The organism is uncultured Duncaniella sp., from assembly GCF_910577345.1.
Classification (GTDB): domain Bacteria; phylum Bacteroidota; class Bacteroidia; order Bacteroidales; family Muribaculaceae; genus Duncaniella.
In genome coordinates, this window is sequence record NZ_CAJTMT010000013.1 from 19,825 (window position 1) to 31,495 (window position 11,671).

The 11,671-nt window shown below is 54.7% G+C and carries 7 protein-coding genes and 1 riboswitch; of the genes, 3 read left to right on the top strand and 4 right to left on the bottom strand.

The window, feature by feature from the left end:
- Nucleotides 1-45: 45 nt before the first annotated feature.
- The 4 genes from QZ310_RS07245 to QZ310_RS07260 form a co-directional block, all read right to left on the bottom strand.
- Nucleotides 46-1,272, bottom strand: coding sequence for an LL-diaminopimelate aminotransferase (locus QZ310_RS07245; RefSeq protein ID WP_297071839.1), 1,227 nt, complete (start codon nucleotides 1,270-1,272; stop codon nucleotides 46-48).
- 168 nt (nucleotides 1,273-1,440) lie between these two features.
- A complete protein-coding gene (dapF, locus tag QZ310_RS07250) occupies nucleotides 1,441-2,313 on the bottom strand; it encodes a diaminopimelate epimerase (protein ID WP_297071840.1) in 873 nt (290 codons plus the stop codon).
- Nucleotides 2,314-2,465: 152 nt separating this feature from the next.
- Nucleotides 2,466-3,050: a nicotinamide riboside transporter PnuC gene (pnuC, locus tag QZ310_RS07255; protein ID WP_297071841.1), complete on the bottom strand. Its 585-nt coding sequence runs from the start codon at nucleotides 3,048-3,050 to the stop codon at nucleotides 2,466-2,468.
- A gap of 43 nt (nucleotides 3,051-3,093) precedes the next feature.
- The gene (locus QZ310_RS07260) at nucleotides 3,094-5,337 is read right to left on the bottom strand and encodes a TonB-dependent receptor plug domain-containing protein (RefSeq protein ID WP_297071842.1); all 2,244 of its coding nucleotides are present in this window, start codon (nucleotides 5,335-5,337) and stop codon (nucleotides 3,094-3,096) included.
- Nucleotides 5,331-5,465: riboswitch (TPP riboswitch) on the bottom strand. Its footprint overlaps the gene before it by 7 nt.
- A 297-nt stretch (nucleotides 5,466-5,762) precedes the next feature.
- Between QZ310_RS07260 and QZ310_RS07265 the strand changes: the two genes are divergently transcribed.
- The 3 genes from QZ310_RS07265 to QZ310_RS07275 all read left to right on the top strand — a co-directional run bounded on the left by QZ310_RS07265 (nucleotide 5,763) and on the right by QZ310_RS07275 (nucleotide 11,436).
- A complete protein-coding gene (locus QZ310_RS07265; RefSeq protein ID WP_297071843.1) occupies nucleotides 5,763-6,014 on the top strand; it encodes a GlsB/YeaQ/YmgE family stress response membrane protein in 252 nt (83 codons plus the stop codon).
- Nucleotides 6,015-6,282: 268 nt separating this feature from the next.
- Entirely contained in the window at nucleotides 6,283-9,819 is a 3,537-nt protein-coding gene (locus QZ310_RS07270) for a leucine-rich repeat protein (protein WP_297071844.1), read from the top strand.
- A 78-nt stretch (nucleotides 9,820-9,897) separates the two neighbouring features.
- Nucleotides 9,898-11,436, top strand: coding sequence for an Ig-like domain-containing protein (locus tag QZ310_RS07275; protein ID WP_297071845.1), 1,539 nt, complete (start codon nucleotides 9,898-9,900; stop codon nucleotides 11,434-11,436).
- The last annotated feature ends 235 nt before the right edge of the window (nucleotides 11,437-11,671 follow it).

Genomic DNA, 11,671 nt, shown 5'->3' on the forward strand with positions numbered 1-11,671 from the left:
GGGGGATTAAGAAATTATGTGATTGTACTTATTTTATTCAGTTTATTATTTTCCTGAGAGCCGTTCCACGCAGCGGCGGGTGTTTTCGTGGGTGTTGAAGGCTGTCAGGCGGAAGTAGCCTTCTCCTGCGGGGCCGAAGCCGCTGCCGGGAGTGCCTACGATATGATAGCGGTCGAGGAGATAGTCGAAGAATTCCCATGAGGTCATGGTTCCGGGGGTCTTCAACCAGATGTAGGGGGAATTGATTCCGCCGACCACCTCGTAGCCTGCCTCGGCCAGACCGGCGCGGAGCATGGCTGCGTTTTCGAGATAGTAGTCCACACTCTCTTTCATCTGGCGCTGTCCCTCGGGGGTGTAGAGGGCTTCGGCTCCGCGCTGGGTCAGATAGCTCGCGCCATTGAACTTGGTGGTCTGACGGCGACGCCAGAGGGGGTTGAGGGCTACTTTGTCGCCGTTGCTGTCGAGGCCTTTGAGGGCTTTGGGGACGACGGTGTAGCCGAGGCGTATGCCGGTGAAGCCTGCGGTCTTGGAGTAGCTGCGGAATTCGATGGCCACTTCCTTTGCGCCTTCTATCTCGTAGATTGAATGGGGGACGTCGGCCTCGCGGATGTATGCCTCGTAGGCGGCGTCGAAGAGGAGGAGGACGCCGTGTTCGCGGCAATAGTCCACCCATACCTTAAGCTGGCTGCGGGTGAGGGTTGTGCCGGTGGGGTTGTTGGGATAGCAGAGGTAGATGACGTCGGGGTTGCCCACGGGGAGTGCGGGGACGAAGGAGTTTTCGGCTGTGCAGGGGAGGTATTCGATGTTGCTCCAGCGGCCGTCCTCGCCGAGGCTGCCTGCGCGTCCGGCCATGACGTTGGTGTCGACATAGACGGGGTAGACGGGGTCGGTGACTGCCACGCGGTTGGCGGTGGAGAGGATGTCGCCGATGTTGCCGGTGTCGCTCTTGGCTCCATCGCTGATGAAGATTTCGTCAGGTTCAATGTCTATTCCCCGGCTCTTGTAGTCGTATTCCGAGATTTTACCGCTAAGGAAGGCATAGCCCTGCTCGGGGCCGTAGCCGTGGAAGTTTTCGGCGCGTCCTTCGTCGTCGACGGCTGAGTGGAGGGCTTCTATGACTGCGGGGCAGAGGGGACGGGTGACATCACCGATGCCCATGCGGATGATCTCTACGCCGGGATGGGCTTCGGCGTAGGCCTTGACCCTGCGGGCCACTTCGCTGAAGAGGTAGGAGGCGGGGAGTTTGGTGAAATTGTCGTTGATCCTGAACATCTTTCTTTACCTGATGAATTATATATATGTGTCGATCTAATATCCTGTTCCTTACATTTTGGAAAATAAAAGCGGTGCGCCCTTTCACGCCCTTGCCGGGTATAAAACGGTGGTTGCGGGGGTGGGTGGTCCCGCGGGAGCCTTCTCTACGCGGAGAGGGCTTTCCGGTCAACGTTGTCGGTGATAGCTGCCTTCGAAGACTTCGGCGGCTGTGCCGGTCATCATGACGTGGCCTCCGGGAGCCCATTCGATGATGAGGTCTCCGCCGCGGAGGTGGATGGTCAGGCGGCGGTCGCAGCGGCCTGTGAGGACGGCGGCGACGGCTGAGGCGCAGGCTCCGGTGCCACATGCGAGTGTCTCGCCTGTGCCGCGCTCCCAGACTCTCATGCGCGCTTCGGCGGGGGAGATGACCTGGAGGAATTCGATGTTGGCGCGGTCGGGCCAGATGGGGTGGCGTTCGAGTTCGGGGCCGAGGCGGTCGAAGTCGACATCCTCGATGCGGTCGACGAAGATGACTCCGTGGGGGTTGCCCATCGAGACGGCTGTGACTTTGACGGGCCCGGCGGAGGTGGGGACTTCCTGCTCTATCATGCGTTCTGTCCCGGAGATGACGGGGACGGCCTTGGCGGTGAGCTCGGGCTCGCCCATGTCGACAGTGACGCTGCCGACCTCTCCGTCACTGCTCATATTAAGCGACAAAACCTTGATACCCGAGAGGGTTTCAAGGCTTATGCGTGAGAGGTCGGTGAGATGGTGGTCATGGACGTATTTGGCGATGCAACGGGAGGCGTTGCCACACATGCGGGCTTCCGACCCGTCATTGTTGAACATCCTCATCTTGAAGTCGGCGACCTCGGAGGGGCATATCAGTACGATGCCGTCGCCTCCGACACCGAAATGGCGGTCGCTCATTTCGATGGCCAGCTCGGGGAGCCGGTCGGGCATTGATTCCATACAGTTGATATATATGTAGTCATTGCCTATGCCGTGCATTTTGGTGAACTTAATCACCTCCGGGGCTTTTGTAGCTGATGAGGTCATAACGTGAACGATTCCTTTTTGTGAGTTAAGCATCAGAAATCGCTGCAAAGTTAAGCATTTTGCTACAAATCCAAGCTATTTCCGCGCATATTTTTGCTAAAAATCATAAACTTTTGATATTTTAACAATCCTGCGCGGCCACGGCGCCCCCACTACCCTTGCGGCTGCGCCTTCATCATGCGGAGCCATTTGCGGTAGCCGAGGAGGGCGATGACGGTGTAGATGGCATAGAGGATGCAGTAGAAGCCGAGGCCTTTGTAGAGGTAGAGGCCGCTGCAGACGATGTCGACCACGAACCACACGAGCCATTGCTCCGCATATTTGCGGGCGAGCATCCAGAGCCCGACGATGGAGAGGGCTGTGGTGAAGGCGTCGGCGACGGGGACGGTGGAGTCGGTGAAGCTGACGAGGATCCACCATATCAGTCCCCAGAGAAGGAGCATGGCGCAGGCGGCTCCGGCCCACACTCCGGCGCGGGCATGGGTGATGGGGCGGGGACTGCGGTGTGTCCCGGAGGTGCCGCGGGTCCAGGAGATGAAGCCGTAGACGGCTATGAGGAGGTAGTAGATGTTGATTCCGAAGTCGGCGTAGAGGCCTCTGGAGTAGTAGATCCACATTGAAATCATGGGCATGACGACGGATGCGAGCCAGACTTTGGGGTCGGCATGATATTCCCACCAGAGGTAGAGGAGCCCTACGGTGAAACCGAGGATTTCGAGGATTGTGTCGGGGGTCATGGGAAGGGGCTGTATTATAGCTGTATTATATATGTGTGGGGGGTCAGAATCGCAGCGTTGCGGTGGCCATGACGTGGGTGGGTGCCTGGGCGGCATATCCGGCGTAGCGGTAGATGACTTTCTCGCCGTCCACGACGCTGTAGCCTGCGCCTGCATATCCGTTGCTGAAGTATTTTTCGTTGAAAAGATTGTAGACCGAGAGGCCGATGCGCAGTTCCCTGATGCCGTGGAGGTGGCGGAAGGTGTAGCCAAGATGCAGGTCGGTGACGAAGTAGGAGTCGAGACGGGCTTCCTCGCTGCGGGCGTTGTTCATGTACTGCTCCCCGACGTAGCGGCTCTGGAGCGAGGCGTCGGCTCCGAGGAAGCTGAAGTTGAAGGAGTTGCTGAAGATGAGGTCGGGGGAGAAGGCTATGGGGGTGTCGCCGCGGTCGATGGTGATGGGGTTGGTCCACTCGTCCTCATAGATGTATTCCGTAAAGTCCTTGATGCGGTTACGCGAGAGGGTCATGTTGAAGGCCCAGTCAAACCACCGGCAGGGGCGCAAGGCGGCCTGCAGCTCGATGCCCGCGCGGTATGAGTCGGGGACATTGACGCTGATGGGGTTGCCGGTGTCGGAGAGTTCTCCGGTGGCCACGAGCTGGTCGCGGTAGAGCATGTAGTATAGGTTGACGCCGAGGGTGAAGACCCTGTGGTTGAACGTGTAGCCTGCCTCGAAGTCGTTGAGGCGCTCCGATTCGGGACGGTGGGCGGGGTCGCCGTCGGTGAAGTTGTCGCGTGTCGGTTCCTTCTGCGCGACGGCCCATGATGCAAACGCGCGGTGGGAGCCCCGGGTGTAGTTCAATCCGAGTTTCGGGTTGAAGAAATTCCACCGGCGGTCCACGTCGAGCGCGGCAGGCGCCCCGGTGTTCCAGTCCCAGTTGTCCGATGCACCGCGGATGGTGTAGTGGATGTGGCGGTACTGCAGGTCGGCGTAGGCCGAGAGGGAGCGGTCTATCTGATAGTTGGCGCGGACATAGAAGTTGGCATCCTGCTTGCGGCCATAGTTGTCATAGTAGCGCTGCAGGGGGTCGATGGGCCCGACGTAGTTCCTCACCCACTTGACCTGTCCGAAGTGATGTCCCCTGAAAGCTGTGAAGGCCGCACCGCCGACGGCGTTCCACCGCCCGTGGAGATAGTTGAGGGTCACCTGCCCTCCCCCGAAGAGGTTCTCGTTGTTTTTGAGACGGATGAGGTCCGACTTGGTGACCGTCTCTCCGTCAGCACCGGTGTAGGGGCTGAGGCCATACTCCTCGAGGGTGCGGCGGGTCTTGTACTGGTCATAGTAGCCGTCGTCGCAAGTGAGGTGGAGGGTGGCGTTGAGGCGGAACGAGTCGCCCAGACGCCGGTTGAGCAGCAACTGGAGGTGGTGCTGGATGTAGTTGTCATACTGGTCGGGATAGTACGCTCGCTCGCCGTCGTCGGCCGTGTACTCGCCGCAGGGGTTGTAGCGGCGCCCGAACTCCTCCATCTGCTCCTTCGATGCGTAGTCCCACGCCATGTAGGTCCTCTCCTTCCCCCCGAAGGCGAGGAGGCGGAGATTGGTGTCGTATGACGAATAGGCGGCCTGCCCGAAGTAGCTCCACAGCTCGGAGGAGGCGCGCTCGATGTAGCCGGCGGACCCCACATGGCTCAGACGCGCGTCGAAGCTCCAGCGCTCCCCGAGGAGCCCCGACCCGACGCGCAGTGTCTGCCGGTTGGTGGCGTAGGCTCCGTAGGCCCCCGAGAGTTCGGCGTAGGGGTCCTCCGAGGGGGCGTCGGTCACCATATTGACGCTCGCGCCGAAGGCTCCGGCGCCGTTGGCCGAGGTCCCCGCCCCGCGCTGTATCTGCACGTCGCCGACCGACGATGCGAGGTCGGGCATGTTGACCCAGTAGACGTTGTGGCTCTCGGGATTGTTGATGGGGACTCCGTTGGCGCTGACGTTGATGCGCGAGCCGTCGGTGCCGCGTATGCGCATCGAGGTGTAGCCCACGGCCGCGCCGGCGTCGGATGTCGTGGTGACCGAGGGGGTCATCTGCAGGAGGTAGGTCATGTCGCGCCCGTCGTTGTTTCTCAGGAGCTCGCGCTTCCCGACATTGGTGAAGGCCACCGGGGTGCGGGCCGTCGCGCGGTTGGCCACGATCTCCACCTGGTCCAGCACGAGGTTCAGGGAGTCACTGCCGTCACTGACGGGACTGCCGGCCACCGCCGGCAGGTTGACGGCCCCCGCCGCCAGCAGCAGGAGGGCCGGAAGAATGGTTCTGTTCATAAATTTTTTTTCTCTACGCCGGTATTACCCGGATCAGGTTCGGAGGGTATGATCTCAGACCTGCGCGCGGTCCGGCAGCCCCACTGGCCGTCGGTCACACACGCGCGCGGACACCCCTAAAAATATGTGATATTCGCTCGGTGAAGCACGCGCAATGGCGGAGCTGATTCCGGCCATCGCGGTTTTCCGCTGCAAAAGTAGCGAAAAATTCTCAGATTCTCACACCGGTAGGATAAAAAGGACGAGGCTGTTGGACCTATCTGTCTGTCGGTCAAACAGTGACGGTACTTTTTTCTTATATGTACACACCCCTTGATTCCGCATAAACAGAAAACAGCCACCGACAATTCCTATTTTCAAGAGACGGCAAACAATCAGTAATATTCGGATGTTGAAGAGATATTAATATTAAACATTTTTCCGTTATGGCATTCATATTGTATATAGTTATCGGCATTTTAGCCGGTTTTATTGCCGGTAAACTAATGCGCGGCGCAGGCTTCGGATGGATCGTCAACCTGATTGTCGGTATTCTCGGTGGCGTGCTCGGTGGTTGGGTATTTGGTTTGCTCGGCTTCCACACGTCAAGCATCATTGGAAGCCTCATTACATCCATTATTGGCGCATGTCTGTTTCTGTGGCTCCTGAGTTTGATTCCAAATCGTTCAGGCAAGTAGTCAGCCTACCCCAAGCACTTGACAGTTTGAAGGGAAAAAAATAGTTTGTAAATAACCGGCTCCACAAATTTAGAGTCAATTATTTACAAACTATTTTTTACTGTCAAACGCCCGACCAAATATGTAACGATTCCCCCACCCACATTGCCGTCTAACGTAGTATATTTGCTACAAATTAAAAACTCATGGTTATTTCGATTTGCTTTTTACAATATTTTAACCTAAATTTGCCACCATATCTAACTTTTTAATCGCCAATCATTATTTTATGCGTTACTTTAGCAAGGCTCACTGCGCAGTCTTTGCGCTTGTGGTAGCATCATTAATCATTTTATCTTGTTCGAAAGGCGGAGGAGGAAATGACGAGCCGACACCTCCCACCCCTCCTACCCCGTCCGAGAAGCAGGAGCTGACTCTGACCGGCGACTGCACCCGCGGTCTGACTTATACGTCGGAAGGTGGAGAGCAAGAAATCACTTTCACATCAACACACTCATGGACGGCCTCGATTTCGTCCAATACAGCTTCATGGTGCAAGCTCGGTTCGACCTCCGGGCAGGCCGGTTCAATACGCATCCCCGTAACCATAAGCGCAAACGAGACTTACGACGAACGAAATTCAACTGTCACAATCAGCTCCGGCTCTCTCCGCCGAACGGTCGTGGTGACTCAAAAACAACGCGATGCCTTACTCGTCTCATCATCGAAAGTTGAAATCCCGACGAATGGCGGTGAATTCACAATTGAGGTCAGTGCAAATATCACCTACTCCTATACCATCCCCGAACAGTTCAAGTCATGGATCTCAACCGCAAGCGGAAGCCGCGGGCTGACAACAAAAGAGATTACATTCAAAGCCGCCCCTAACGATGACAGTTCATCACGCGAAGGCTACATCATTTTCTCAGGAGGAGGACTTGAAGAGAAGGTTAATGTGTATCAGACAGGCGGATCAGTGCTCATAATATCAGAAAAAGCCAAGAACATGCCGGCTGCAGGCGGCACATTCACAGTCGAACTGACGAGCAACTGCGAATTCAACGTCCAGACTCCTGCGGTAGACTGGATACGTCAGGACATGTCAAGGGCATTGTCCAGCCATACGCTTCATTTCATCGTCGACCCATACGAATCGACCGAAGCGCCACGCAAAGGCGAGGTGAAATTTGTGTCGGCCGACGGTAGTGACTCGGAGACTGTCACAGTGACGCAATACGAGAAAAGCGCATTAGTACTTGCAGAAAACGAGCTCGAAGTTCCGGCGGCAGGCGGAAGCGTAAGAGTGGAATACTCAACCAACAGGGAGGTCATCTGCGAGATTCCCACATCGGGAGCAGGATGGATAAAAGCATTCGACCAAAAAACTTCACGCGCAATGACGACAGGAGAACAATGGTTTGAGATTGCTCCCAACACCGCCATGCAACCACGTTCGGCTAACGTCAGATTTTATCTGGCAGAAGATCCGACTGTGGAAAAGACCGTCACGTTCCATCAGGGTAAACGCGAATTCAGCGTTACCTCCGACATGCCGGAAGGCGGATTCAAGGACGCCCGTTCACATACCATAAATGTTAAGGTGGAAAGCAATATAGGCTACAATGTCGAATTACCCGCAAACATCACAGACATTACACCGGCAGGAGCATCAAAGGGCGATTACACCTTCCTTCTCGCCCCAAACCACGATACTTCAACCGAAATCAGAAAGAGTGAAATCAGATTCATATCAGGGGATGCCATTCTCGGCAGCCTTGAATTTACACAGGCGAAACCGTCAGTCAGACTGACTGCAACGGAGCTGAATGTCGATGCATTCGGCGGAAATTTTGAAATTCCGGTTGAGACAAACACTGACATAGAGCTGACAGTGCCAAAGGGCGCAGAAAGTTGGCTTTCAATCATTGATGCAGCTGATAACAGTGCATTGCCGACGCTGAAAATCGAGCCGAATTCATCGACCTACGGACGAACTGCATCCGTAAGTGTCAGTGCCGGTTCATTCTTCAGCGCAAATCTGACAATCTCACAAAAAGGAGGCGAATTCAAAGTCACCACCGACGTCGAGGACAACCGTTTCAGGGATGCTTACTCCCACACATTCCATGCCTCGGTAAAAAGCACTGTTGCCTACAGTGTCACCCTCCCCGGGAATATCACGGACATCACTCCCAAATCAGCACCTGAGGGTGAATACACCTTCCACATCGAACCGAACTACAATGTCGATTCCTATACCAAGATGAGCGAAATCCGCTTTGTGAACGGAGATGTGTTGCTGGGATCCATCCACATCACACAAACGCAGCCAAGCGCCGTTCTCAAACAGGATGAATTGCATTTTCCAATGGAAGGAGGTTCAATTTCCCTCCCGGTGGAGACCAACACCGACATAACAGTCGTGATACCCGACAATGCAAAGAGCTGGATAAGCGTGGTCGAGCGTAGCGAAGGTGAACTCGTGCCGAAACTCGCCGTGTCGCCAAATCCCTCCCCGACATCACGGAGTGCGGCGATCGTGGTGAAGGCTGGAGCATTTTTCAATGCCGCATTCAGTCTTATTCAGGCAGGAACAATTCCCGAACCGGACATGAGCGTCAACGCAACCCCGGGAAAACTCTTTGATGAGATAGGACCCAACGCCTTGACCATATCCTCAATCCGTGTCGAAGGTGAAATCGGGGCATCCGACATAGAGTCACTCAAAAATCTCGTAATCAACGGTCAACTCCGCACCATCGACCTCTCTGATGTTACCCTACGGGCCGGATTCGGCACATATACCTACAGCGCAGCCGGATTGAAGTTCTCGCTGAATGAAGACAATATGATAGGTGAATATATGTTCAAGGACATAAAGCTCGAACATATCAAGTTGCCCAAGAATCTCCGGAAAATCGGACGCGAAGCGTTTTTAAACTGCCGTTTGAGAGAAATTGAGATTCCGGAAGGTGTCCGCGAACTTGGACCGAGCATTTTCCAAAGCAACGGAAATCTGACTTCTGTCATTCTCCCTTCGACCCTCGATTCCATTCCGGCAAACACCTTCCAGAGCTGTCTGGCTCTTTCGGATGTCAGAATCGGTGAAGGACCCCAGTCCATCGGCGTGATGGCATTCGGCTATATGAATACCGGCTACAACAGTCCATCCGGAGCGCTCTCCACACTCACTCTTCCGAAGTCGATGAAACGCTTGGCCAACTCCGCATTCTTCGGAAGCAGCATTGAAGAAATCGAGTTACCCGAAAATCTTTCGGATATAGGCGCGAGCGCCTTCGAACGCTGTTTTAATCTCCGCAAAGTGGTGATGAAATGCCCACCCGCTGACGGACGTATAGCCCCGGACATGTTCTACAACGACACCCGTCTGACAGAATTGTCACTTCCCGAAGGTGTCACTACCATTGGGCGCGCTTCGCTTGCCTATATCGCTGTGCCTGACCTCGTATTCCCCTCGACCTTAAAGGAAATCGAGGACTATGCGCTGAACCAAGCCGGTTGCCGCACCGTCAAACTCCCCGAAGGACTCCATACGATCGGAGCCGGAGGAATGTCGCAGATGCCGTGGCTGCGCAGTCTTGACCTTCCGTCAACACTTGTTAACATCGGACGGCAAGCCTTCTCCTCCAGTTACTATTCATTGAAAGAAATACACTGCCGAATGACAACGCCCCCGGACGTGGACGCGAGCATCTTCTCTTCCGCATTGTCGAGAAAAACTCCACTCTATGTCCCCAAGGGATGCAAGGAAGCCTATCAGACCGCACCCGTCTGGGGCGAATTTACCAATATCATTGAAGAATGAGCCGGTGATATATATTTTGACTTTTGATATACATAGTTTTTCATAACCATATTTAACCTAAACATTTAATTTTACATCATGAAACGTATGATTTTAAGCACAGTATTCCTGTGCGGACTCGCAGCAGCAAGTAGCTATGCGCAAGAGGACACATCTCACGTCAAAGCCATCGACATGGGACTGAGCGTCGACTGGGCTGACCGTTATCTGACAAGCGATCTGAGCAACGCCCTTGACTGGTCAACCTTTTTCTGGGGCTCACCCATAGCAAACATCGACATCGCCGAAAACCGTGACATGGGCTCCAACATCTGCGGAACCAATTATGACCCCGCGACCGCAAGGCTCGGAATCGGATGGAGGCTCCCGACTGCAGAAGAATGTCGTGAACTCGCGGAACTGCCTGTAAAACTTGTCACTACCCCTGCCAACGGCCAATTGGTGACAGCAGAAAACGGCAATGAGCTATTCTTCAAAGCATACAGCGGTTTCAACTGTTCCGCATGGACGGGAAATGCCAATAACAGCACCATGTCCTATCCCAGACTTGGTGCAGACGTGCTGAAAATCACGACAAGCGGTTCATCTGTCGTCCGAGAGGGAAGATCTTCATCCAAAGGAAATGCCGTAAGACCTGTTAAAGTCAAGCAAATCGGTGATATAAAGGTCGAGACCGTGACATTGTCAGATTCAGAAGTAACACTCATGGAAGGCAAGAACACTATCGTCTGGTCAACCACTCTTCCGGAAACAGCCTCAAACCGCTGGCTCGATTGGACTTCCGACAACAGCGAGATAGCGACTGTCGATAAGGTAGGACGCATCATGGCCATATCAGAAGGCACAACCGTCGTGCGTGCAGTCACAACTGATGGATCAAACATCGAGCAGACTGTGACAGTCAACGTCACCGGACTTCCCAAAAAGGATGTCGACATGGGCCTTTCAGTCGAATGGGGTGCATACAATGTGGGAGCGACAGCCAACACCGAACTTGGAGAATACTTCTCTTGGGGACAGATTGAATCAAAAACCGTATTCCCCGGCTATCCTTACTTCACCAACCTACCGACAACCAACATTTCAGGGACTGAATACGATGCCGCAACAGCAATCTGGGGAAAAGAATGGCGCACACCGACCCGTCAGGAATGGGAAGAACTCGTGAACAATTCCACCATTGAAAGCCCCTACACCCTCGAGGGAGTCACCGGAGCACTGTTCACATCCAAAATAAACGGAAACTCCATTTTCCTCCCCGCGACCGGTTACATCACCTACTCCTACACCAACGACTCGGACATCCCCGTCTACATGACTTCGGAAGCAAAAAGCACAGTCAACCGCCAAACCGACTTCTACGCCTTCCGTGTTGACAAGGGTGAAACGACATTCCCGGAATATGCCGGCGGCAACGGCTACACTGTCCGCGCCGTGCGCACTGCCTCTACATCTGCCATCGATGAAATCACGGCAGAAAGCGAGGCTGCAATTGATGTCTACAACCTCGCGGGACAGCGGCTGATTTCGGGTGGCTCACAGGCTTCTCTCCGAAACCTCGCTCCCGGTATCTATATCGTCCGTCAAGGCCGCAAGGTCATGAAGCTCCGCATCTGAGCCCGGCAAACGGCACACAATACGGACAACTGACAGTATAACGCCCCACTCAGACACTGATAGGATACAAAAGCACAAAAGGGCATAAGAGACAGAAGATATGACAATCAAAGGGACTGCAGACGGCTCCCAATCCTGCAGGAAAGCATATACCTTCTGTCGCTTATGCCCCTTTGTGTGCTTCCGTATCAAAAAATTTATCCCCCGGAAGAAGGGGCAGAATCGGGGAAAAATG

What these genes read in the sequence shown, in the direction of transcription:
- QZ310_RS07275 (WP_297071845.1), top strand. Translation starts at nt 9,898, where the DNA reads ATGAAACGTATGATTTTAAGCACAGTATTCCTGTGCGGACTCGCAGCA.
- QZ310_RS07265 (WP_297071843.1), top strand. Translation starts at nt 5,763, where the DNA reads ATGGCATTCATATTGTATATAGTTATCGGCATTTTAGCCGGTTTTATT.
- QZ310_RS07270 (WP_297071844.1), top strand. Translation starts at nt 6,283, where the DNA reads ATGCGTTACTTTAGCAAGGCTCACTGCGCAGTCTTTGCGCTTGTGGTA.
- QZ310_RS07245 (WP_297071839.1), bottom strand. Translation starts at nt 1,272, where the DNA reads ATGTTCAGGATCAACGACAATTTCACCAAACTCCCCGCCTCCTACCTC.
- QZ310_RS07260 (WP_297071842.1), bottom strand. Translation starts at nt 5,337, where the DNA reads ATGAACAGAACCATTCTTCCGGCCCTCCTGCTGCTGGCGGCGGGGGCC.
- pnuC (WP_297071841.1), bottom strand. Translation starts at nt 3,050, where the DNA reads ATGACCCCCGACACAATCCTCGAAATCCTCGGTTTCACCGTAGGGCTC.
- dapF (WP_297071840.1), bottom strand. Translation starts at nt 2,313, where the DNA reads ATGACCTCATCAGCTACAAAAGCCCCGGAGGTGATTAAGTTCACCAAA.